Raw genomic sequence first — 23,800 nt, forward strand, 5'->3', positions numbered from 1 at the left:
TTTTTACATCAGTTGCTTGAAAAAAACTTTTTAAACATTTTTCATTTTACCTATTGACATTTCTTAGCTGGACTTTTTAAGTCTGCTCATGGCGTCCTTCTCACAGCCGCTTCAGGACTGCCCCCGCAGCCTGTCCAGATTCAGCATCCCCAGCGATCCCGACGATTCAATCAGCTCCGCCTGCAGGCAGAACAAATTCACCGCCGTAGCCGCAAACTCCAGAATCACGTTGAGAGCCAGCGCCAGCGCCGCCGCCCCGGACGGGATCCCAAGCTGGAGAAACAGGATCGTATAGCAGGTCAGCGCCCCTCCTGTGATCGGCGGCGCGGCGATGGAAAGCACTACGGATATCAGCAGATCCGCCGCCAGAAGCGGCGCGGAAACCGGCACGCCGTGCATCTCCGCCATACACAGCCCCGCGGTCAGGAACAGCACCGCGACTCCCGGCATAAACACGATCTGCCCGAGCGGAATTCCAAAGCTTATGATCCCCTTATCAATCCCCAGCTCCTTTTCGCAGCACTCCATGTTCAGCGAAAGGGCCGCTGAGGACGACCCGGTCGTTAAGCCGATCAGAAAAACCGGAAACATCTTCCGAAACAGCACCGCAGGCCGCACCCGTTTTCTCACACAGATCAGAATAAAATAGAATGCGGAAATCACAATATCCCCCAAAAGCATCAGAAACAGCCACTTATAGGAGCGGGCAATCATGAAAATACCGCCGCTTTCCATCATCTGAAAGATACTGCAGAATATAAAAAACGGCACAAAAAAGCCGACGCCTTCCATGATCAACTGTATGACTGCGTTCGCCTGCCCGGCAACGGCCGCCGCCGTATCCGCCCTGTTTCCCAGAACCAAAAGGGCCAGACCAATCAGCGCGCCGAGAAAGACGATCTGCATCGGGTTTCCTTCCGTAAAGGGCGTCAAAAAATTATCCGGGATAATATCAAGCGCCATCTGAAGAAGCGCCGATATGTCAAGCGAACTGCCCCGGCCTGATGTGACTGTAAAAAACGGCAGAATCAGCGCCAGGACAACGGCTGACGCCAGAAACGAGACAGACAGAAAGCGCAGAATGATCCGCTTGCCGATCCTGCCAAGCGTAACGATATCCCCCATGCCGTAGATGCCGCACAGCACGGAGAGAAAAATCATCGGTCCCGCAACGGCTGACAAAAATCCCATACAGGTGTTAAAAACAGGTTCGAACAATTGTCCGGATAGAAAACCCCTGACGCCTGCCGGTGAAATCCGGCAAAGCCCGCCGCCAATCGCTCCCAGCGCAATCGCCGTCAGCGTCGGGCCCATCTGGAAACGTTTCTTTTTCTTAGGCGTATATACAACGAGGTTTACCCCGTTCTTATACTGCCAGGCAGGGGCCGCCCCCATGCCGGACAGGATTCCCCGCAGGATCTCGCTGTCCATTTCCCCGCCTGTGCTGAATATATCCAGGCTCATGCCCGGAACCGACACCTCCACGCGCAAACGGTTCATGCGCTTTGTACACCGCTGCCAAAATACTGCCCCGCTGCCAAATGCCTCCCGGTACTTTAAAAGCGTCTCCTCCACCGCCAGTTTCACGCGCAGAATGTCCGTGGAGGCTGCGCCTGCCTCCCTGAGAAATACCTCCGCCGCGGCGGCCGCAGCGGCGATGTTCTCATTCGTTAATTGTAATTGCTCCATCATTTTACCTGCCGCGCTGCAAAAACGGCCCTGCACAAAACGACAGGCTCCCGTCTGCCCGGACCACCCGCCGCCATGTACGCCCGTGTCTAATCCCCGATGTCCGTATGCCCCTGTTCAAACTCCCACTGGAGGCCGTATTTGTCAATAAAATAGAAATACTTCGTATTTCCCAGGATATCCGCCGCCTTTTTCTTGCCCTCAGCGTCCTTTTCCTTTGCCTCGTCAAAGAAATAAAAATCTGACGGTTCGGTTTTGCTTATCTGATACACCTTATAATCGTCTGATATATTGATCAGTGTTACATCCGGCTGTGCTTTTATATACTCAAACGCTTCCTCAATATTGACCACCTTTAAAGCGACATGCCTCGCGCCGCTGATATCATTCGCCTTAAAAATCACCGGCTCCTGGCGTCCCCTGGGATTGTGGTAGCACATCAGCTCAATTGTAAACCTGGTTCCCGGCACATCCATAAAGCCAATCGAAACCTCCGCCTGCTCTGCCTCTTCGATAAAGCCGCCCGCCTGGAAAAATCCCTTATTCTTCCAGTGAGGAATATGCTGGTTCGGAACCGCGCCCAGAATTCTCTCATAATATTCAAATGCCGCCTTCACATCGTCCACAAATATGCAGACATGTGAAAGTCCTGTAAAAACTGGTTTTTTCATATGTATCCGCTCCTTTACTTTCATGCTGTCAAATTGCTTCATCCGCCAGACCTCCGGGCAGGCTGAACGCCTCCTGTCCGGCTTTGTCACTTGATAATGCCCCGATCACGGCACAGCGCCTCAACACTTCTGTCGTACGAAGCCTCTGCTTCCTTAGAAAAAAAGCATCCCGGAACTCCCTCGCCGTGATCCCGGTGATGCGCCACGCACTCACAGCATTTCCCATGTCTTGGGCAGTCGTACGTACACGGACATGGCCTATGGTTACCGCAATTTGCCATTATCGTCCGTCCTCCTTTCATATCCTGCACAAACAAAATTCCGCGCTGTTATTATAACAGATCTCGTTCCGTAATAGCGGTGTCTGGGACAATTGGCGTCTATTTTGGGATGATTATACCTTTGTGATGGCCAGTACAGCATGATATGAACGGGCTGCGCTGACGCGATCCGGATGAAAGACATACTGGAAAAGGGCCGCCTGAACCGTATTACATATCAGACCGCCCTTTTCCTGCCCTGTTTTCAATTTTCCCGCATGCCGCCGTTACGCTTCTCCATCAGGCGGATCCTGCCTGGCAAGCGGCAGGATCATCTGCGCCGCAAGCTGATCACCGTCCATGCGGTACTGCAGCATTCCTTTATATTTTTCCAGAACCGCCCGGATGCTGCCGATCCCGATCCCGCCCCCGTCTCCGGACGGCAGGCCGCCGGGCCACCCATCATTGCGGGCTACCGTATTTTTCACCTCCAGGCAAAACTTATTGTCATAGGCCCTTGCATAGACGGAAAGCTCTGGCTTCCCCTGCGGAAGCCCGGGATCCTTCGCGCTGGCCTCACAGCCCTCCCATGCATTTTCCAGAAGGTTCCCAAACAGCAGGCCGGCCTCCGGCGCGCTTAATGGCAGTTGCTCCGGTATCTGTGTCTTTGCCTTAAAACAGATGCCGCCCGCCTCACACCGTCGCTGCGTGATGCACAGCAGGGCATTCGCGACCGGATGCGCACAGAATTCCCTAAGCCGCGCTTCCTGTGTGGACGCCTCATAATCCCGCAGATACTCCGCCGCCTCCTCAACCCTGCCCTGGCTTAAATATTCCGCCAGCAGGCGGTTATGGTGGCGCAGATCATGCTGAAACCGTCTGGCCTGCGCCACATATTCCTTCTCCGCGCACAGCTCATGTTCCAGCATCTTCTGCCTGAGCTGGAGCTGCTGCTGGCTGTTTTCCTGATTCAGATAGCCCACCAGACGGAAAATAACGACATAGGAGGTTGAAATAATCGCCAGAAGAAGCACATTCATAGTCAAAAACGGAACCTCTGCTTCCATAAATGCAAAGGATTCGCCGGCCGGCGACGTATCGCGCAGGCCGAATGCAGAGATAAATATCAGGTACAGCGCGGACACGGCGGCAAGCATCCCCCAGCCATGGCGGATATTTCGGCTGACGTTCCGGAATGCAGGCAGAATATACCGCCAGAGCAGACAGACGGAAAGCCCGTACACACATACCCGCACTGCGAGAAAAAGGACGTCCGATTCCCCCGGCGGCGCCTTTACAGCTCCCATACAGATACCGTTGAGGAGCAGGAAGAAAATCACATAGGTGACAAACAGGAAGACATTCTTCCACACGCCGCCTGTGGAGGAGGCAATAAATGCCGCCATATAGGCGAGCACAGAGAATACATACACATATCTGTACACAATATACGATTCCGGATGGAGGCCGCCCATCACGATCAGAGCCGACCAAATCAGGGCGTCAGCCGCCCATATGAGCAGGGTGGTTTTTCTGCCGTATTTGTGTTCTGACATCAAATAGCAGATAACAGAATGGCAGGGATATACCGTCGCCGGTCTTAAAATCTGCAGGAAATCCATGGGATGGCGTTCTCCTTTCTACTGTTTATATACTCACTCTCGGAATCCCTCCGTGCTGCTCCGGGCAGGGCGCCGGAAGCAAACCGCCGCGCGGTACTGCCCAAAGACGTATTCCCTGAACCGATATTGTGCATCATCCACGCTCTGGCAAACACCCGCCGTCCCCTCCGGGCCAATTTGTATCTCATAGGCGTCCAAATCGAGCGACAGCCCCAGCCCCGTGGCCTTGGCAAAGCTTTCCTTCAGCGTCCATATGCGGTAAAACGCCTCGTTCCTCTCTTTCTCCCCCGCCTGTCCCGCCACATATTCATACTCGCCGTGACAGAAAAACCGCCGCGCCAAAGCCAGATCCGCCCCGCGGATCCGCTCCACGTCGCATCCCGCCTCCACATCCGCAAACACCGCCAGAACCATCTGCTCCGAATGCGACAGATTAAAGTAAAGCTGCGGCGCATCCGCCAGATACGGCTTTCCGTTTTCCCCGCAGACGAGCGCCGCCCCCGCCAGTCCGTGATCCGAAAGCCCTCTCGCGAGCAGCATCCCCGCCCCCAGGGACAGACGCTTGTCCTTCATGAAACGGAACGAATCAATTTTAGCGCGGCGCGCAGGGGAAACAGAGCTGTAATTTCTCCAAAAGCACGCTTCGTCCTCAAGCTCTCCCACATCCATCAAATAGAGGCTGGCAGCGTGTTCTTCGATTATGAGCCGATCCATTTATCTCTCTCCATCATAATGAGCCGGAACGTATGGAAGCATAACGATTGTATCTTTTGAAATTTCATCATCGATGATCTGCATTTTTGGGGAATCTTCATATGTTTTATCCTTTCATGGGGCTTGTATTAGTAATCATACGTTTGAATCATACGCTTGTCAACTATTAATGGTTTTTACTCTGCGGTTTACCGCCGCCCCCGGGTTTGACCCAAAGAGGCCCGCTGTCTGTGACCTTTGCTCACAAATAACACCACGCGGAATACTGCCCGGGAACAGTAACCGCTTATCAATTAAAAGTGTGGATTTCCAACTTTTTACTTGATTATATGTGTGAAAAGATGTAGAATTATGTATTATTACATGTATATAGTTTACAAAATTTATTTTGTCAAAAAAAGGAGGTAACTAAGATGATCCTGGATATATTATACGGACTGATGTTCATCTACATGATCATAGGGATGGCCTGGAGATTTATCTGTCTGTTCCGGAAGAAAGGAAGCTGTAAGTTCACGCGCTGTCCGTTTCGCCGGGACTACACCAACACCTCATGTGTATATTTCCCGCCGTCAGGATGCACCAAGTGCCCGCCCACGGAGAGTGAACGGGCTATATATGAGCATTCGATTTACGGGGTTTTCGATGCCATGAAGAAAAATAAGAAATAAGATTCTCAGACTCTGCAACCGTTCAGACAGCCTGAAACGCTGCAGAGTCTGTTATAATGTAATCATTTCATATTATGCCGCGCGCTTAATATCCAACCGCCTTTCCGTCGCGCCTCGGATCCGCTCCGCCGCGCAGCGTTCCGTCCGGCAGCATAACTACCGCCTGCACGCAGGGATAATCCATCCAGTCTCCTGTCTCCAGAACCGGGTGTCCAAGCTTTTTAAGGCCCTCAATCACATCCTGCGGGATCCGCGTCTCGATCATGATCGTCTCGTCGCTCGTCGTCCAGTCTGAGCCCGCGTGGATTCTGGGGGCGCTGATGGCGTCCTGGATATCCATGTCAAAATCAATCACATTGGAGATAACCTGGGCCACGCCGGAGATAATCCGCTGGGAGCCCGGCGCGCCGACGGTCATGACCGGTTTTCCGTCCCGGAGCACGATGGTCGGCGACATGGAGCTCATGGGCCTCTTTCCGGGCTGTACCTCATTGGCTGTGCCTGTCTCCGCGTCAAAATCATCCATTTCGTCATTCATGATAAAGCCATACCCTGCCGGAACCACGCCGGATCCGAACACGTAGTTGATGGTCTTTGTGACTGCGACGATATTTCCGCTTTTATCCATAATCGAATAATGCGTGGTATCCGTGGATTCATAGCCCCATGCGTCCCCGTGGCCGAAGATCTGCGCTTTGTCCGGATCAATCCGGGCAGCCAGGCTGGCGGCGTATTCTTTGGATGAGAGGCCGCCCAGCGGCACATCGATGAAATCCGTGTCCGCCGCAAAGTATCCCCTGTCCTGATAGGCCATTTTCATCGCCTCTGTCAGCGTGTGCAGGTGCCCGGTCGAATTGTGCCCCATTTCCTTTAAATCAAAATTTTCGAGAATATTTAAAATCTCCACGATCGTCGTTCCGCCGGATGACGGGGGCGGCGAGGAGAGCACCTCATAGCCGCGGTATGCGCCGGATACCGGCGTCCTCAGCTTTACATCATAATTTTCCAGATCCTCCATGGAGAGCACGCCCCCGGCATCTGCGACGGCCTTAACCATGGCCTCTGCCACCTCGCCCTTGTAGAACGCGTCCGCTCCGCCGTCGCGGATCATGGAAAGTGTCTTGGCCAGATCCGGGTTTTTCAGCGTATCGCCCACTGAATAGGGGTATCCGTCCTTTAAGTACAGCTTTCCGCACTCCTCAAACTGCTGCAGGACTTCAAATTCCTCCATCATATCCCGGTTTAAGACTGCCGATACCTCATAGCCCTCTTCCGCCAGGCGGATAGCGGGATTCATGACCTCTTCCCTGCTCATGGTCCCATACGTGTCCAGCGCGTATAAAAGACCCTTTACCTCGCCCGGCACAGCCACGGACGGGCCGCCCAGCCATTTTGTCTCATCCGTCAGTTCCCCGTCCTCATCCATGGGCCACATTCCCGCCCATGCGCCTGCCGGGGCCGGCTCGCGGAAATCGACAAATACATTTTCCCCTGTCTCTGCCGAATGGATCAGCATGAACCCGCCTCCGCCGATACCCGATGACTGCGGCTCGCACACGCCCAGGGCAAAGCCTACGGCCACGGCCGCATCCACGGCATTTCCGCCGGCCTCGATGATATCCGCGCCGATCCGGGATGCCTCATACTTCCCTGTTGACACCACGCCGTTTTTCCCGGTCCCGTCGCGATCATCGCGCTTAATCTGCCCGTTTTCATCATACGGCTTCCACGCTCCGCTTTTTCCGGCGTTTTCCGCCCCGCTCTCCTGATCCGCTTCCGGAGCGTTTTTTGCGGACGTCTCTTTTGCAGACGCCTTCCCGGACGCGTCAGCCTCTGTCCCGGCCCCTGTCCCCTTTGCCGGGGCCGCGCAGCCGGCTGACGAAATGCCCAGAACCGCTGCCAGTACGAGTGCTAACTGTTTTTTCCTCATTCCCATTCCTCCTTCTTTCATTTGCTGTTTTGCAGTAACCGTTAGAGGAAGCCTGAACTGTTACGTCTCATAAGCCTCCCTCCCGTCGGCCCGCGTCCGCCTGCCTCGCGGGAGTCCGCACAGACCAGTCTTTATTCCTGAATAAACGCCGCCCCAAGCTTTGGAACCGCCTCGGCCATGCTGTCCACGATGTCGATCGGTATGCCCTTTTCCGCTGCCAGCCCGGCCATAAGCCCGTCCTTATCCCCGTCTGCCACAACAAGCGCATAATCCGCCTTTTCAAAGCTGGGCGCAATGAACTGATCCGATAAATCGCCGCGCCTTGCCTCGCCCCCGATATGGACGGCCAGAATGGCAAGCCCCTTTTCATCCGCCGCGCCGATCAGCTCCTCCACGCGCTTTAACTCTGCGTTTGCGTCAATTCCCGCCGCTCCAAGACCCTTGGAGGAACCGCCCACAGCCAGCACCAGCGTCTTCGCATCCCCCAGATCCCCCGATGTGGCCAGGCTGTTTTTTTCATACGCGATCTCGTTCTTGTCGAGCATGGTTTTTATGATCTCATAATCCGCGCTCTGCCCCACGGATGTCAAAAGCGCCGGCGGCTCTGCCAGCGGTTCGGAAAGCCCCTCCGGCATTTGCGCCGCGCCCGCCTGCTTCTTTTCGTCCCGCCCTGATCCGCCGCTCCCGTTCTCAGCGCCGGCCGTCCCCCGCCCTGCCTGCGCCGCCTGGCCTGATGTCTTCCTGTCGCGGATCAAAACGCCGCCGCTGCACCCCGCCAGCGCCGCTGACACGGAAAACATGGCGGCCCATACCATCCATCTTTTTTTCATACATATCCTCCTTATGTGTTTTTCGTAAAAATATGGTATCATACCGTAATCGAAACTTCTATTTTCTCTCTTATTTATCTTTCGTTAAAACGCACAAAAAACGGGCGCCTGTTTTGTGATTTTCGACAAATATAATCGCAAAACAGGCGCCCGTTTCGGTTTGGGAACCTCTCTTTTTTCTGTTCTCCTTCTGCGTCATATCATCCGGTAGCTCTGCTTGGGCCTGCCCTTTTTTCCGTAGCTGTTTCTCACATCCACCAGCCCTGCTGCAGTGAGGTACTGCAGATAGCGATAGGCGGTCTGGTTGGCCAGCCCTGATTTTGCGGAGATCTCCTCCACAGTCAGGTAATCCGCTTCCCCCCGGAGCGCGCCCTCGATCAGACGCATCGTGCCGCTCCCGATCCCCTTGACCGGGTATGGGTACGGGTACGGGGCAAACTCCCCTTTTCCTGCGTCCGCCCTCCGGCTCTTTAACAGCTTCATATGAACCCGGATCCGGGAGAGTATGTCCGGCGTCCGGATGGGCTTTATGGCAAAATCGCTGGCTCCGGCCTCCAGAAAACGATCCGCGACGGCCTGATCCTCATCGATGGTAAACACAATAATCGGTATGTCCGGATCCTGCCTGCGAAGCAAACGCACGCCGTCTATGCCGTTCATATGCGGCATGTGATAATCAATCAGAATCAGATCCGGAGCCTCTCTCCTGTACAGCTCCATGCCCTCCTTCACATTCCGGGCCATAAGCGCCCCCCAGTCCTGTGTTTCAAACACGGCCTTAAGGGCGTACAGGATCTCCCTGTCATCGTCAATCGCCAGTATCTTCAAGCTCCTCTTCCTCTCCTTCCTCCGCGGGAACCATCAGTCTCACGCGGGTTCCGATCCCGGCCCGGCTGTCAATCTCAATCGTTCCGTCCGAGTCGTCCACCGCCTTTTTCACAAAACTCAGCCCCAGCCCGTGCGAACCCCGGGCCGAAAAATCACGTTCCCAGATAAGCTCCATGGACGCCTCGTCGATCCCCGCGCCGTTATCCTCGATCGTAAACAGGATGAACGGTTCGCCCCTGCTCTCTTTTTCGTCCGCCGCGAAATGAATCCTCCCCGCGCCGTCCGGCAGCGCATAGTATGCGTTCTCTAAAAGATTGATCAGGGCCCGCACAAAGCGGATCCGGTTGACACAGATAACGGCGCTTCCCGCCCGGTTTTCCACATGTACCAGAGACGCATAATCCGAAACCGATATCTGAGACATCAGATAGGCCAGAATCGCGTCCACCGAAATACGTGTTCTGTGATTTTCATATAAAATTTCCGAGATCATACTGCTCATTTTCTCAATGGAATGTTCGGCGCGGTTTAAATACTCCGCCTCTTTTTTCCACGCCCCGTCCTCGCATGCCATGCGCACGACTCCCACCAGGGCCTGGGCCGACGTCAGCGGCGATTTCAGATCATGCACCAGATGGCGCATCTCCAGATACGTCCTGTTTTCCAGCACCCCGAGCCTCGTCTCCATAAGCATCCGCTCATTCTGCGCCTTCAGCTCATTCATGGCCCTTAAACGGTTTTCGTCCCGGATCAGAAGGAAGAGCAGAAAGCCCATGAAAAGCAGCACCAGAAAAAACACGCCGAATACGCCGTTCATCTCCGGATCCATCTCCAGAAATTCCGCGATCTGCTTGATATTCCTCGACATCTCGCCGCGGCCTGTGGGAAAGCCCTTTAAGCACGGCATCAGATCCAGAACCTGAAGCGCGGTTAAAAGCACCAGAATCATCATGGCCTTTTTCCACAGGCTCACATAGCCATATGCGCTTTTCCCCAAAAGCACCAGCAGGATGATCACCGCCATGGCCGGGAGGCCGAAATCGTAGCGGATATGGTGGACGGCCCCTATCAGCGCGTATACGGCCGGGATCAGGATACACACAGCCGCCGCCTTCAGCCAGGCCGCCGCCTGCCCGCCGCCTGCAAGCTCCACGGACTCCGCGAGCGTAAACGCGCCCAGATAATGGGGAAAGGCCCGGAGCGAATTCATCCCGATCAGGCGCATGGCCGCAATCCACAGCGACAGTTCATTCTTCCCGCCGAGCGCCGCATAAGCCCCCTGTGGAATCCCCCAGGCGTCAATGGTCACGAAATACGGCATCGCCACGCCCAGCGCCATCAAAAGACAGCCAAACACACATTTTGTCTTGTGAATATGCTGAATCCGCATCGCGGCATTCCTCCTCTGCTAATCTATGTGCTCCCGGAGCCCCGCCGCGCCTGCCTTGGCGGCTGAGAGTGCAGATCTCTTTCTGCGGCGCTTTAAATGATTGGGATTATCATAACACAGTTTGCCGGAAAAGGCACTTAGAAATTTATGTATCCACAATCTGATTGTGAATGTCTGAAACGTCTGAAATATATAGAAAAAAGAAAATTTACAGGACTGTTTTATGTGTGTCAGCCCCTCTGTCTTAAATCGCCCATCCTCTGGTTTTTTCGCGTCTGTCGGAATCATCCAGATACGTCCTTCACGGGTTACTCCTGGTATTTTACCCTCTGAACATAATATACGAACTCTCCTGTCAGAAATTTTTCATTTTTCTGCGGCCTGTTTTACGGTCATATACATTAAGAACGCACCTCGCTTTCCTAAACAGTATATCCCATTTTGGGAATAGTATCAATTCTAAAGGAATAAAATTTCCTGCTTGTCGGAATAACAAAGTTACTGTTCACCCCCCTGCCGGGCTGTGCCCAGTAACACGCTTCGCGATGCGCACAAACCCCAAAAAATGCGGTTTGGCCGGTGTGTGAACAGTAACATAATAAAAGCCCCGCTAAAGAAAATCTTTCGGAAAGCCGCATTATGTATACAATAGAATCCTCACAGAGCGTGGATTCTATTGTCAAGAACAAAGGCTCCTGAGGAAAAACCCCAGAAGCCCCATGTTACCTAACTTTTTCAGTTTTGATGTTTTTCAAATCTTAATCTTCAACGCTGACGATCTCTCTCTTATTATAAGAGCCACAAGCCTTGCAGACTCTGTGAGGCATCATCAAAGCGCCGCACTTGCTGCACTTTACCAGATTCGGAGCGCTCATCTTCCAGTTAGCCCTGCGGCTGTCTCTTCTCGCTTTGGAAGACTTATTCTTAGGACAGATAGACATGGTTACACCTCCTTCATTTCATTAAAAATCTCCTGAAAAACCGACATCCTTGGATCGAATGGCCCAGTGTCACAGGTACAAGTCCGAAGATTGAGATTTGTACCACATCTATTGCAAATCCCCTTGCAGTCTTCTCTGCACAGGACTCTCATAGGCAGACTCAATATCAGCTCATTGCAAACCAATTGATCCACATCCAGCTCGCAGCCGTTCAAATACGGCTCTTTTTCCTGATCCGCATCCTGCGCCGCCCCGCCCTGATCCGGAGTAAGCTCCTGATCAAAATGCAGCTCACAGGAAAATGTAACAGGCTCCAGGCATCTGGCGCACGGGGTGCGAAGCACAAGCGAGGAATCCCCTTTCATGGAACACTTCCTCCCGCCAAGGCCCGTAAACACAAGTTCAAAGGGCTCTGCCTGTACCACCTCATAAAGGCCGGAGCCAAACGCCACGGACGAAAGCCCGAACCGGACGATATATACCTCCCTTTTTCCCTCGCGGGTAAAAAGCTCAGATAAATGAATCAGCATACTTCTCTCCTGATACGCACTTTGATATTATACAAAGAGGAATGCCTTTTGTCAATCCTTTATTTTACAAGAGCCAGCGTCTCTCTTGCGATGGCAAGCTCCTCATTTGTGGGCACTAACAATACCTGCGCCTTTGAGTCGTCTGCTGAGATAATGCGCTCCTCGCCTCTGACATCGTTCTTTTCCGGATCCAGCTTTACGCCAAGATAGGAAAGGCTGTCGCACACGGCCTGACGCATCGCCTTATTGTTCTCGCCGATGCCGGCCGTAAAGGCGATGGCATCCACGCCGTTCATGACAGCCGCATAGGCGCCGATGTATTTGATCACCCTGTAGTTGAACGCGTCAAGTGCAAGCTCCGCCCTCTTATTCCCGGAGGCCGCGGCAGCCTCTAAGTCGCGCCCGTCGCTTGATACGCCGGAGATGCCCAGCATGCCGGACTTCTTATTGAGAACCGCCGTCATCTCCTCTATGTTCTTGTTCTCCTTTTTGGCGATATACTCCATAATCGCCGGATCGATATCGCCGGAACGCGTTCCCATCACCAGGCCCTCCAACGGCGTCAGTCCCATGCTGGTATCCACGGATTTTCCGCAGTTTACGGCGGAAATGCTCGCGCCGTTTCCTAAATGGCACACGATGATCTTCATCTGATCATAGGGCTTTCCGGTGATCTCTGCCACACGCTTTGATACATAGCTGTGGGAGGTTCCGTGGAAGCCGTATCTTCTCACCTTGTACTTCTCGTAATACTCGTACGGAAGGCCGTAAATATAGGCCACCTCCGGCATAGTCTGATGGAAAGCCGTATCAAACACAGCGACCATCGGCACGCCCGGCATCAGCTCCTCACAGGCGCGGATTCCGATCAGATTGGCCGGATTATGCAGCGGAGCCAAGTCGTTGCACTCCTCAATGGCCTTGATGGAGGCTTCGTTTATCAGGCAGGAGGAAGTAAATTTCTCGCCGCCATGCACCACGCGGTGGCCTACCGCCCCCACCTCGGACAGGCTCTTAATCACGCCCGTGGCCTCATTCGTCAGCGCGCGGATGACCGCATTGATGGCCTCTGTGTGGGTCGGCATCGCAATGTCGGAAGTTTCCTTTTTCCCGTTCTCCGGCTGGTAGGTGAGCTGGCCGTCAATGCCGATCCGCTCGCACAGCCCCTTTGCCAGAACCTCCTCGGACTCGGAGTTGATTAACTGATATTTTAATGAAGAGCTTCCGCAGTTGATAACTAAAATATTCATGGCTGTTTCCTTTCTTTCACACATCGTTCTCTCACAACGCACGCCGCCATGGGCCCTGCTCTCCCATGGCGGCATGTCTCCTAAGTCTTAAACCATCTGCGCCTGTACGGCGGTCAGGGCGATCACGCCCACGATATCCTCTGCCGAGCAGCCTCGGGATAAGTCGTTGACCGGCCTTGCGATACCCTGCAGCATCGGGCCGTAAGCCTCTGCCTTGGCCAGCCTCTGAACCAGCTTATAGCCGATGTTGCCGCAGTCAAGGTTCGGGAAAATGAGCACGTTGGCGCGTCCCGCCACTTCGCTCCCTTTCGCCTTTGTCCGGGCCACCGCCGGAACAATCGCGGCGTCAAGCTGAAGCTCGCCGTCCAGATCAAGCGACGGGTATTTCTCATGGGCAATCTCCGTTGCCTTTACCACCTTGTCAACCAGAGGATGCTTGGCGCTTCCCTTGGTGGAATGGGACAGCATCGCGATAGTCGGCTTCTCTCCCACCAGGGAACGGAAGCTCTTGGCGCTGGAATCCGCGATCGCGGCCAGCTCCTCCGCCGTCGGATCCTGGTTTAAGCCGCAGTCTGCAAAGAGGAAGGTGCCGTTGCTGCCGAATTCGCAGTTCGGAACATCCATGATAAAGAAGCCGGAAACGAGCTCCGTCCCGGGAGCCGTTTTAAGAATCTGAAGCGCCGGCCGCAGCGTATCCGCCGTCGCATGGCAGGCCCCTGCCACCAGTCCGTCGGCATCCTTTTTCTTAACCATCATAACGCCGTAGGTGATATAATCCTCCTTCAGGATCTCCTCCGCTTTCTCAAGGGTCATCCCTTTGTGCTTTCTGAGCTCGAACAGGGTGTTGGCATAGCTCTCAAAATTCGGATCCAGATCCGGATCCACCACCTTTAAGCCCGCCAGATCCACTTCCAACCATCCGGCGCCGTCCATGATCTTCTCTTCCTTACCGACCATGATCAGATCCGCCGTTCCTTCCTTTAATACCTGGGCCGCCGCAATCAGCGTTCTCTTGTCCTTGCTCTCCGGTAAAACAATGGTCTGCTTGTCCTGCTTTGCCTTTTCTTTCATCAAATCAATAAATTTCATGAATCAAAAACCCCTTTCCTGAATGTGTAATGTACTGCGCGCCTCTGGTGTGCGAACCGTAACTGCCGCGCTCCACAGCTATGCCGGACTGTGGAAATGCGCGCATCCGTGTATCCACTGGTATTATTATATACCACCTGTTTATTGTATACAAGCCATAATTTGTTAATTAAATTTTTAACAGGCGGCGGGCTGTAAATCATGGTTTTTCCGGATAAATTGTTTCAGTAATCATGTTCGCGGGAAGAGTTGAGACAATGCTGCCAAAAAAGTACGGTAAACCCGGTGAAACCGCGCTTCCGCTCCGAAAAAATGCCGGACTGCACGGATCCACGGCCCTTCCCCAACGGCTCTCGCCGTCTAAATATCTTTACCTTTACGCGCCTTCCATTTCCCTATATAATAGAATACGCAATCCTGATATAAATTTTAAAAAACAGTAACACAATCCTTCAAAATAATTCAAAAAAGTGAGAATTCAACATGAACGTTATTGGCTTTATCACCGAATACAACCCATTCCACAACGGCCACCTGTACCACCTGGAGCGCTCAAAGGAGCTGACAGGGGCGGATTTCTGCGTTGCGCTCATGAGCGGAAGCTTTGTACAGCGCGGCGAGCCGGCTGTGTTTGACAAATACGCGCGCGCCGCGATGGCCCTGCGGGCCGGCGTGGATCTCGTCCTTGAGCTTCCCGTCGCCTTTTCCACCGCCTCGGCGATGGAATTTGCCTCCTTTGGCGTGGCCCTTTTTACGGCTCTTGGAGGCGTGGACTGCCTGTGCTTCGGAAGCGAGTGCGGAAGCCTTGAACCCCTTGCCCGGGCGGCCGGCCTTATGGAGCGCGAGACGCCGGAGTTTAAGGAGCTGCTCCTTGAGGGCTTAAAGCAGGGCATGAGCTACCCGACGAGCCGCAGCCGGGCCCTCTGCCTCCTGGCCCCCTCCCTTTTTGACGAAAAGAAGCGCGAGCTTCTCCAATCTCCGAATAACCTCCTTGGCATTGAATATATCCGGGCCGGGATCCGGCAGAAAAGCCCCCTAAGGTTTGTCACCTTCCTCCGGGAAGGCAGCCATTATCATGAGAACGGGCTTCCGGACGCGTCCTTTCTTCCCTCCGCCGCGGCCCTGCGAAGGGCGCTGAAAAGCGGGGATGCGGACGCGCTCGCGCCGTTTATCCCCGTTTCCTCCCTGGACGCCGTCCGGGGGGAGCTTCCCCTGTTTGCGGACGACCTCTCCTCCCTGCTCAATTACCGGATCCTTTCCGGCGCCTTTTGCGATATCGCGGATCTCGCGCCCGAGCTTGAGAAGCGCCTGCAAAAAAGCGCCTTCTTCCCCGCCTCCTTCACAGAGCGCATCCGCCTGCTCAAAAGCCGTTCCTTTACGTACAGCCGCATAAGCCGCGCCCTGCTGCATCTGGCACTTGATCTGCGGGCCGGCGATGTCCAGGCATTTAAACAGGCCGGCTACGCCCCCTATGCCCGTATCCTGGGCTTTCGCCGGCAGAGCGCGCCGCTTCTTAAGCATTTAAAAGAAACCTCGTCCATCCCGCTCCTGACGCGGCCCGCGGCCGCAAAAAAAACACTCCCGCCCCTGGCCCTGGCCATGCTGGAACAGGAGATCCGCGCCTCCCATATCCGTGAAACCATCCGGTATGAAAAGGGGGGGAATTATAAAAATGAATATCAGCAGGGGGTTGTGATTGTGTAGAAAACGGCCCGCGTAATTTGTCTGCCGAATACCATTTACTCAAAGCATCCGGCAGACAAATTATGCGGGCCGTGGTTCATGAATTCCTTTTTCATGTTTTTGGCGGGTCCCAGGTTCAAAAATCCTCATCCAAGCGAGCCTGCATCGGATTTTAGACCTTTTGCCCCTGGTATCTTTCATATAAAGATCAACAATAAAATTATTGACGGCTTTTTTTATGTACATTCCAATAAGCAAATCTCACCATATATTACTCTCTTTCATTTGCTGATGATTACCTGCCTCTGTGCTTATCTTTCTTTATCGTTTTTTACTTACATGACGCCAGCGTATCACCGCCCTCCTTAAACAGCCGCCAAAGCGCCGGCTCCACATGAAGCTCCTTAAAAAGCCTCTCAAGCTCATCCCTGCCGCCGCCGTCACGCTGTTTCCCGCGCCGCACCGCGCGGATCATAATATTTTTCGGCGTATGCTCCATATCGATAAATTCCAATAGCTGCGTCCTGTACCCGGCCTCCTCCAGAAGCCGCGCCCGGATCCCGTCTGTCAAAAGAGCCGCCATCCGCTCCTTTATAATACCATACTGAAGCACCGGCCCCAAAAGCTCATTCTCAAGCTGGCGGTTCAGCTCATGCTGGCAGCAAGGCACAGACAAAATCACCTTAGCGCCCCACTTCACAGCCTTTGCCAGGGCAAAATCCGTGGCTGTGTCGCACGCATGCAGGGAAACCACCATGTCCGCCCGCTCTGCGCCCTCATATCCGGCGATATCCCCATGGCAGAACCGCAAATCCTCAAACCCAAACTTCTCCCCAAGGCGGCTGCAGAGATCAATCACATCCTTCTTCAAATCCAGCCCCGTTACCCGGATCGGATACCCCCTAACCTCTTTCAAATAATAATACATGGCAAACGTCAGATACGACTTCCCGCAGCCAAAATCCACAATCGTATTCGTCCTCTCCCGCGAGAGCTCCGGAAGAACATCCTCAATAAACTCCAAAAACCGGTTGATCTGCCGGAACTTATCATACTTCCCCTTCACCACCCTGCCGTCCCGCGTCATAACTCCCAAATCCACCAAAAACGGAACCGGCTCGCCTTCCCTTAGAATATAATTCCTGCTCCGGTTATGACTGAGACAGGTTTTTTCCCAGCCGCACGCTCCGCTCCCATTTTCCGTTAGGGAACCGTTCGCGCCCTCATACCCCGGCGCCCCAATACGCGCAGGCCCCGGCCTCCTCGCCTCTGCCTTCGCCGCGCCCGCCCGCTCCCCGGAAATCCCCCTCATCTTAACAGTCATCTTCCCCTTTTTACTCACCATCACATACAGCGACGCCGTTCCCGAAAATCCTTCCGCATTGCGGTAAAAACTCCCAATCTGCCCCGCCACATAGCAAGCCGCCTCATCCCTCCCCAGATTCTTCTGAAAAGCCTGTCTATCCGTAAATTCCTCCACCTGAAACAACAGCCTCCCCTTAATTTCCACCGGACGGACCGTCAGCTTAATAAACTCCCCTCTCCCGTTCGGATTAGAACACGTAATCCGCTTAAGCTCCCTGTTCAAAAGCCCGCGCACCGCATCCTCAAGCTCCTCCCTCTGCGTCATAGCCCCTTCCCCGCTCTTCTCCCCCGTCAATCCCGAACCAACCTTCATATATCCTCGTCCATCTCCCCGAAACCGCCAATAAAGCAGCCGGAAACAGACCATATATCCGTAAGAAACCCATAAAAAACCGCCGGCGCTTAGCGAGGTCTTTTCGAGCTTAGCATCCGCTGCGCTTTTCTCTGAGCGAGAGCGCGGTTTCGTGGGATATATGGTCTGTTTCCGGCGGCTCTTCTACGATCCGCCTCAAATCACGGTCATCCCGCTAATTTTTAAAACTATGCACCGGCGCCGGAATCCTCCCCTCGCGCCCCACAAATGCATCGCACGCAAAACGGTTCACCGGCATAATCGGCGCATACCCCAAAAGCCCGCCAAACTCCGCCGTATCCCCCACATCCTTCCCGATCACCGGGATCAGCCTCACAGCCGTCGTCTTCTGGTTCACCATGCCGATCGCCGCCTCATCCGCGATGATACCCGAAATCGTCGCCGCCTTCGTATTTCCCGGAATGGCAATCATATCAAGCCCCACGGAGCAGACGCACGTCATGGCCTCCAGCTTTTCAAGCGTAAGCGCGCCCTCTGAAACCGCGTCGATCATCCCCTGATCCTCACTGACCGGAATAAACGCGCCGCTCAATCCCCCCACATACGAAGAGGCCATGATCCCGCCCTTTTTCACCTGATCATTCAGCATTGCCAGGGCCGCCGTGGTCCCCGGCGCGCCGCTGCGCTCCAGGCCGATCTCCTCCAGGATCCCCGCCACGCTGTCTCCCACAGCCGGAGTCGGCGCCAGGGACAGATCGATAATCCCGAACGGGACATGTAAGCGCTTGGACGCCTCCTGCGCGACAAGCTGGCCCACGCGCGTGATCTTAAAGGCCGTCTTTTTGATCGTCTCGCAGAGAACCTCAAAGCTCTCGCCGCGCACCCTCTCAAGCGCGGTCTTCACCACGCCCGGGCCGCTGACGCCGACATTGATGATCGCGTCTGCCTCCGTAACCCCGTGGAACGCGCCTGCCATAAACGGGTTGTCATCCGGCGCGTTGCAGAAAATCACAAGCTTGGCGCATCCCAGGGAATCCTGCTCCTTCGTGGCCTCAGCCGTCTTAAGGACAATCTCCCCCATCAGGCGCACGGCGTCCATATTCAGGCCCGTCTTTGTGGAAGCCACATTGACCGAGCTGCACACCCGCTCCGTTGAGGCCATGGCCTGCGGGATGGAGCGGATCAGCCGCTCGTCCGCCGGGGTCATGCCCTTGGATACCAGCGCCGAATAGCCTCCGATAAAATTCACCCCTACCTCTTTGGCCGCCTTATCGAGCGTCTTCGCCACCTCCACAAAATCAGCGGAATCCTTGCACGCGTTTCCGCCAACCAGCGCAGCCGGCGTCACCGAAATCCGTTTATTGACAATCGGCACGCCGAACTCGCGCCCAATCGCGTCCCCGGTGGAAACCAGATCCCTGGCAAAGGTCGTGATCTTATTGTAAATTCTGGCGTTCATCCGGTTTAAATCGCTGTCCGCGCAGTCCAGAAGGCTGATTCCCATAGTAATCGTGCGCACATCCAGCTTCTCATGCGCGACCATATTGTTGGTTTCCAGTACCTCCGAAATATTAATCATTTGATGTTCCGTCCTTTCTGCGTCTGCCGCCCGTCAAATCCGGTGCATGCTGGTAAAGATTTCCTCCCTCTGACAGCGGATCGCCACGCCGATCGACTCCCCTACCTCAGACAGCTCCCTCGCCATATCGTCAAAGGATTTCTCCGCCCTGGAAATATCCACGATCATCATCATATTAAAATAATCCTGCAGGATCGTCTGTGTGATATCCAGGATATTCATCTGGTTATCCGCCAGATAGTTGCAGGTTTTGGCAACAATGCCCACCCGGTCCTTTCCTACTATTGTAATAATAATCTTGCTCATACCGCCTGTTCCTCCTTAAATCGTAACAATCCCGGACATCTCATCGCGCCTCGCCACGCTGATGGGGAAATCAGCCGCCGTATACGGCCCGTCTCCCTGCGTGATCTCAAACCGCACCGTCTCATAGGCCAGCTCCTCATAATTATTTTCCTTACTTAAATGGCCCAGGAAAATATGCTTTAAATTGTCGTGCAGGATACAGTTCAAAAGCCGCCCCGCCGTCTCATTCGATAAATGGCCGTGATCCCCGAGAATCCGTCTCTTTAAATAGTAAGGGTACGGCCCGGCTTCCAGCATCCGCACGTCATGGTTCGATTCCAGCAGAACCGCGTCAAGGCCCTGCAGATGATCAATGATATATTGGGAATAATGCCCCATATCCGTGGCCACCGCCGCTGACTTTCTGCCGTGCTGGATCCGGTACGCCACCGGATTGGCCGCGTCGTGATCGATCCGAAACGGTTTGATCTCCAGATCCCCGATCATGAAATCCACATCCGGACAGATCGGGCAGAAGAGCTCCTTTGGAAAATCGCCCAGGCTTTTCACAGCGCTTATCTCCTCCAGCGTCTCCTTTGCGCTGTAGATCGGGAGCCCGTATTTGCGGGCCAGAACCCCCAGGCCCTTTATGTGGTCCGAATGCTCATGGGTGATCAGGACTCCGTTCAGCTCGCTTCCCTTGACGCCAAGCTCATTCAGTCCCTTTTCGATCCGTTTGTTGCTGATCCCGGCGTCCACCAGGATATGCGTCTTTTCGCTTCCTATGTAAATACAATTTCCGCTGCTGCCGCTCGCAATACTCACCATCCGCATGTTATGAATCCTCCTCCAGCAGCCGCGCAAGGAGGGAGCGCAGCTCCCCCACTGTCCCGTTATTGTCCAGCACATGATCCGCCAGCGCCCCATACTCCTCCTCGGACGCCTGGTTCGCCATGATTTCCAGGCACTTCTGCCTCGTGTATCCCCGGCCCTCCATCAGGCGGCGGATCCGCGTCTCCCGCTCGGCCCGGACATACCAGATCTCATCAAACATGGCGTTGTGCTCCTCGTCAAACAGAGCCGCCTCCACCACGATCAGGTTTTTATCGGAATGCGTAATCGCATACCCGATCTCCTTCCAGGCCATGGGGTGGATGATCGCATTCATTTTGGCGACCGCCTCCTTATCCTGGAAAATCAGTTTCGCAAGCTTTCCGCGGTCAATGCTGCCGTCCGCGTTCAAAAAGGAGTCCCCCAGGGCCTCCACCACGCGCTTATATCCCTTTTTCCCCGGCTCCATGAGCTGGTGGGCCACCTGATCCGCTACGATCACCTCCGCGCCGTACTCCTCGCGCAGAAGCTTTAAAACCTCGCTTTTGCCGGAGCCGACGCCCCCGGTCAGACTGATGATTTTCATAATTCTTTTATTCCTTCCCTGACAACGGAAACCGCCGCCCTATTTCGTCTCAAACCAGGAATTCCCTGTTTTCATATCGATTTCCAGGGCCACCTTAAGGCTTACGGCCCCCTTCATCTCCTCTTCGAGGATCCGCTTTACGCCCTCAAGCTCTTCCTTCCTCGTCTCGATCAAAAGCTCGTCGTGGACCTGCAGCACCAGCCGCGAGAGGAAGCCCTCCTTTCGCAGTCTCTGATCCACCCGTATCATGGCGATCTTGATGATATCCGCCGCCGTCCCCTGGATCGGCGAATTCATGGCCGCCCGCTCGCCAAAGGATCGCTGCATGAAATTCGTGGATTTTAACTCCGGTATGGGCCTGCGGCGGCCGAACATTGTCTCCACATAGCCGCATTCCTTCCCGCTCTCCACCAGGCCGTCCAGGAATTTTTTTACCTGCGGGTAGGTCTCAAAATAGCGGTTAATATAGTCAAGCGCTTCCTTCCTCGATATGCTTAAGTCCTCGCTCAAGCCAAACGCGCTGATGCCGTACACAATCCCGAAATTGACCGCCTTGGCATTCCTGCGCAGCAGCGGCGTCACCTCGGAAAGCGGGACGTGGAACACCTCCGAGGCCGTGATGGCGTGGATGTCCTCCGCCTTCTGGTACGCGCCGATCAAGTTCTCGTCCCCTGACATATGGGCCAGCACGCGCAACTCAATCTGCGAGTAATCGGCGTCCACAAGGACGCACCCTTTGGCGGGCACAAACAGCCGTCTTATCTCCCGCCCCAGCTCCATGCGCACCGGGATATTCTGGAGGTTCGGCTCCGCGCTGCTGATGCGGCCTGTGGCGGTGATCGTCTGGTTAAACGTCCCGTGGATCCGCCCGTCCTCCCGGATAAAGGCGGCCAGGCCGTCTGCATACGTGGATTTCAGCTTCGCCACCTGGCGGTAATCCAGGATCTTCCTGACCACCGGATAATCCGGCGCCAGCTTTTCCAGCACATCCGCCGCCGTGGAGTAGCCGGTCTTCGTCTTCTTCCCGCCCGGCATTTTCATTTTCCCGAACAAAATTTCACCGAGCTGCTTGGGGGAATTGATATTAAATTCACAGCCCGTATCCGCGTAGATCTCCTGCTCCAGCCGTTCTATCTGCACCTTGAGGCGTTCCCCGTACGCCTTAAGCTCCCCGCGCCGGACCGTGATTCCCTCCTCCTCCATATGGTACAGGCTGTAGATCACCGGCATCTCGATCTCATAAAACAGCTTCCTCATGCCGGCCTTTAAAAGCCGCTCCTCCAGCGCCGCCCGGCTCTTATAGGCCACATAGCCCATGTAGCAGACAACGGTTTTTGCCTTCTCATCCCCGGCCGCAAACGCTTCCTTAAAGGACGTCTTTCCCAGCAGATCTGCCCTGGACGGAACTGTCATCCCCAGGTAATCCCTGGCCAGATCATCATAGCCGTAGGTATCCTTTAAGGGATTGAGCAGGTACCCCGCCACCCCGGCGTCAAAAAGCGCCTCGCCGCCGTCCATATTCCTCAGCCCGTCCGCCACGGTCCGGTCCCGGCTCTTCAGATAGGGAAGCTGCGCCTTCAAATCCAGCGCGCTGACCCGCGGCGCGCTCCGGCAGATCTCCTCCAGCTTCCCCGCCAGATACGCCCCTGTCATAAAGCCCGACGCCGGGATCGCATAGATCTCCTCCTCGCCAAGGCAGAGCGCCAGCGCCTCCACCTCCCCATCCTCTGTCACGAGCTGCGCGCCGGCCTCCGGCCCCTTAAGGGCTTTCTCAAACACCGCCTCCGCCGCGGAAAGCTCCGATATCAGGCAGAATTTCGTCTCAATCCCTTCTTCTGAAACCGCGTCCTGCCCGAATTTCTGGAGAAGCGATTTAAACTCCAGGCGCTTCATATGGCGGTACGCCTCCGGCGTAAACAGGTTTCCGACTTTTGCCTCCTCCAGCGAAAAGTCAACCGCACAGTCCGTGCAGATCGTGGCCAGCTCCTTGCAGAGCCTTGCCATATCATAATGCTCGCCAAGCGCCTTCCGGGCCCTTGGCGGCTTCACCTCATCTATATGGGCATACGCATTTTCAATGGAACCATAGGCGGCAATCAGGCTCGTCGCCGTCTTCTCCCCAATGGCCGGCACGCCGGGAATATTGTCTGACGCATCGCCCATCAGGGCCTTTACGTCAATGAATTCCTTTGGCGTCACCTGATACTCCCGCTTTACATCCTCCGGATAGTAATCCTTTATCTGCGTAACGCCCTTTGATGTCCGCGGCATGCGGATCTTGATCCGCTCATCCGCAAGCTGTAAGAGATCGCGGTCGCCGGACACAATCGAGACATCCGCCCCTTCCTGCGCGCACCGCCTGGCCACGGTCCCAAGGATATCGTCCGCCTCATACCCCGGCTTTGTAAGCAGAGGTATTCCCATCGAAGCCAGAACCTCTTTAATCAGCGGAACCTGCTCCCGCAGCTCCTCCGGCATCGGCTTTCTGGTTCCCTTATACGCCTCAAACATCTTGTGGCGGAAGGTCGGTTCCTTCAAATCAAACGCCACCGCCAGATAATCCGCCTTCTCATCCTCCAGCACCCGGAACATAATATTCAAAAAGCCGTATACCGCGTTCGTGTGAAGCCCCTCCGAATTCGTCAGCTCCGGCACGCCGTAAAAGGCGCGGTTTAAGATACTGTGCCCGTCTATCAATACGATTTTGCCCATTTTTCCTGTCTCCTCATTTTTCCGGCCGGGC

21 protein-coding genes are annotated in these 23,800 nt (G+C 54.7%); 2 read left to right on the forward strand and 19 right to left on the reverse strand.

Going from position 1 to position 23,800, the window contains the following annotated elements:
- Positions 1 to 111: 111 nt before the first annotated feature.
- The 5 genes from NFS31_RS17895 to NFS31_RS17915 form a co-directional block, all read right to left on the reverse strand.
- On the reverse strand, positions 112 to 1,692 hold the full coding sequence (locus tag NFS31_RS17895) for a dicarboxylate/amino acid:cation symporter (protein ID WP_251498098.1): 1,581 nt from the start codon (positions 1,690 to 1,692) through the stop codon (positions 112 to 114).
- An 86-nt stretch (positions 1,693 to 1,778) separates the two neighbouring features.
- Positions 1,779 to 2,402: a VOC family protein gene (locus NFS31_RS17900; protein WP_251498101.1), complete on the reverse strand. Its 624-nt coding sequence runs from the start codon at positions 2,400 to 2,402 to the stop codon at positions 1,779 to 1,781.
- 44 nt (positions 2,403 to 2,446) lie between these two features.
- Positions 2,447 to 2,641, reverse strand: a complete 195-nt coding sequence (locus tag NFS31_RS17905) for a hypothetical protein (RefSeq protein ID WP_251498104.1) — start codon at positions 2,639 to 2,641, stop codon at positions 2,447 to 2,449.
- Between the two features lie 266 nt (positions 2,642 to 2,907).
- A complete protein-coding gene (locus tag NFS31_RS17910) occupies positions 2,908 to 4,242 on the reverse strand; it encodes a sensor histidine kinase (RefSeq protein WP_251498107.1) in 1,335 nt (444 codons plus the stop codon).
- Positions 4,243 to 4,275: 33 nt separating this feature from the next.
- On the reverse strand, positions 4,276 to 4,956 hold the full coding sequence (locus NFS31_RS17915) for a 4'-phosphopantetheinyl transferase family protein (RefSeq protein WP_251498111.1): 681 nt from the start codon (positions 4,954 to 4,956) through the stop codon (positions 4,276 to 4,278).
- Positions 4,957 to 5,369: 413 nt separating this feature from the next.
- On the opposite strand from NFS31_RS17915, the gene NFS31_RS17920 reads away from it, so the two are divergent.
- Positions 5,370 to 5,627, forward strand: coding sequence for a hypothetical protein (locus NFS31_RS17920; RefSeq protein ID WP_251498114.1), 258 nt, complete (start codon positions 5,370 to 5,372; stop codon positions 5,625 to 5,627).
- An 85-nt stretch (positions 5,628 to 5,712) separates the two neighbouring features.
- On the opposite strand, the gene ggt is transcribed toward NFS31_RS17920, so the two are convergent.
- The 8 genes from ggt to pta all read right to left on the reverse strand — a co-directional run bounded on the left by ggt (position 5,713) and on the right by pta (position 14,415).
- Entirely contained in the window at positions 5,713 to 7,557 is a 1,845-nt protein-coding gene (gene ggt, locus NFS31_RS17925) for a gamma-glutamyltransferase (RefSeq protein ID WP_251498117.1), read from the reverse strand.
- Between the two features lie 131 nt (positions 7,558 to 7,688).
- Positions 7,689 to 8,387, reverse strand: coding sequence for a DUF6305 family protein (locus NFS31_RS17930; RefSeq protein ID WP_251498120.1), 699 nt, complete (start codon positions 8,385 to 8,387; stop codon positions 7,689 to 7,691).
- Between the two features lie 195 nt (positions 8,388 to 8,582).
- A complete protein-coding gene (locus tag NFS31_RS17935; protein ID WP_251498123.1) occupies positions 8,583 to 9,215 on the reverse strand; it encodes a response regulator in 633 nt (210 codons plus the stop codon).
- Positions 9,196 to 10,605 (reverse strand): sensor histidine kinase, encoded by a 1,410-nt coding sequence (locus NFS31_RS17940; protein WP_251498126.1) that lies wholly within the window; start codon positions 10,603 to 10,605, stop codon positions 9,196 to 9,198. The genes NFS31_RS17935 and NFS31_RS17940 overlap by 20 nt, the downstream gene beginning before the upstream one ends.
- A gap of 758 nt (positions 10,606 to 11,363) precedes the next feature.
- On the reverse strand, positions 11,364 to 11,546 hold the full coding sequence (rpmF, locus tag NFS31_RS17950) for a 50S ribosomal protein L32 (protein WP_002564324.1): 183 nt from the start codon (positions 11,544 to 11,546) through the stop codon (positions 11,364 to 11,366).
- 2 nt (positions 11,547 to 11,548) lie between these two features.
- Positions 11,549 to 12,076: a YceD family protein gene (locus tag NFS31_RS17955; protein ID WP_251498128.1), complete on the reverse strand. Its 528-nt coding sequence runs from the start codon at positions 12,074 to 12,076 to the stop codon at positions 11,549 to 11,551.
- A 59-nt stretch (positions 12,077 to 12,135) separates the two neighbouring features.
- The gene (locus tag NFS31_RS17960; RefSeq protein WP_251498130.1) at positions 12,136 to 13,326 is read right to left on the reverse strand and encodes an acetate/propionate family kinase; all 1,191 of its coding nucleotides are present in this window, start codon (positions 13,324 to 13,326) and stop codon (positions 12,136 to 12,138) included.
- 87 nt (positions 13,327 to 13,413) lie between these two features.
- Positions 13,414 to 14,415, reverse strand: coding sequence for a phosphate acetyltransferase (gene pta, locus NFS31_RS17965; RefSeq protein ID WP_251498133.1), 1,002 nt, complete (start codon positions 14,413 to 14,415; stop codon positions 13,414 to 13,416).
- A gap of 483 nt (positions 14,416 to 14,898) precedes the next feature.
- On the opposite strand from pta, the gene NFS31_RS17970 reads away from it, so the two are divergent.
- Positions 14,899 to 16,119: a tRNA(Met) cytidine acetate ligase gene (locus NFS31_RS17970; RefSeq protein WP_251498135.1), complete on the forward strand. Its 1,221-nt coding sequence runs from the start codon at positions 14,899 to 14,901 to the stop codon at positions 16,117 to 16,119.
- A gap of 310 nt (positions 16,120 to 16,429) precedes the next feature.
- On the opposite strand, the gene NFS31_RS17975 is transcribed toward NFS31_RS17970, so the two are convergent.
- The 6 genes from NFS31_RS17975 to polA form a co-directional block, all read right to left on the reverse strand.
- A complete protein-coding gene (locus NFS31_RS17975; RefSeq protein ID WP_251498235.1) occupies positions 16,430 to 17,728 on the reverse strand; it encodes a class I SAM-dependent methyltransferase in 1,299 nt (432 codons plus the stop codon).
- Between the two features lie 262 nt (positions 17,729 to 17,990).
- Positions 17,991 to 19,355, reverse strand: coding sequence for a PFL family protein (locus tag NFS31_RS17980; protein ID WP_251498138.1), 1,365 nt, complete (start codon positions 19,353 to 19,355; stop codon positions 17,991 to 17,993).
- Positions 19,356 to 19,388: 33 nt separating this feature from the next.
- Positions 19,389 to 19,661, reverse strand: a complete 273-nt coding sequence (locus NFS31_RS17985; RefSeq protein WP_251498142.1) for an ACT domain-containing protein — start codon at positions 19,659 to 19,661, stop codon at positions 19,389 to 19,391.
- 15 nt (positions 19,662 to 19,676) lie between these two features.
- Complete coding sequence (locus NFS31_RS17990) at positions 19,677 to 20,474, reverse strand: MBL fold metallo-hydrolase (RefSeq protein ID WP_251498144.1); 798 nt, start codon at positions 20,472 to 20,474, stop codon at positions 19,677 to 19,679.
- A gap of 1 nt (position 20,475) precedes the next feature.
- Complete coding sequence (gene coaE, locus NFS31_RS17995) at positions 20,476 to 21,057, reverse strand: dephospho-CoA kinase (RefSeq protein ID WP_251498147.1); 582 nt, start codon at positions 21,055 to 21,057, stop codon at positions 20,476 to 20,478.
- A 39-nt stretch (positions 21,058 to 21,096) separates the two neighbouring features.
- Positions 21,097 to 23,769 (reverse strand): DNA polymerase I, encoded by a 2,673-nt coding sequence (gene polA, locus NFS31_RS18000; protein ID WP_251498149.1) that lies wholly within the window; start codon positions 23,767 to 23,769, stop codon positions 21,097 to 21,099.
- Positions 23,770 to 23,800 lie beyond the last annotated feature (31 nt).

It is taken from the genome of Otoolea muris (genome assembly GCF_943193115.1).
In the GTDB taxonomy this organism is placed as follows: Bacteria; Bacillota; Clostridia; order Lachnospirales; family Lachnospiraceae; genus Otoolea; species Otoolea muris.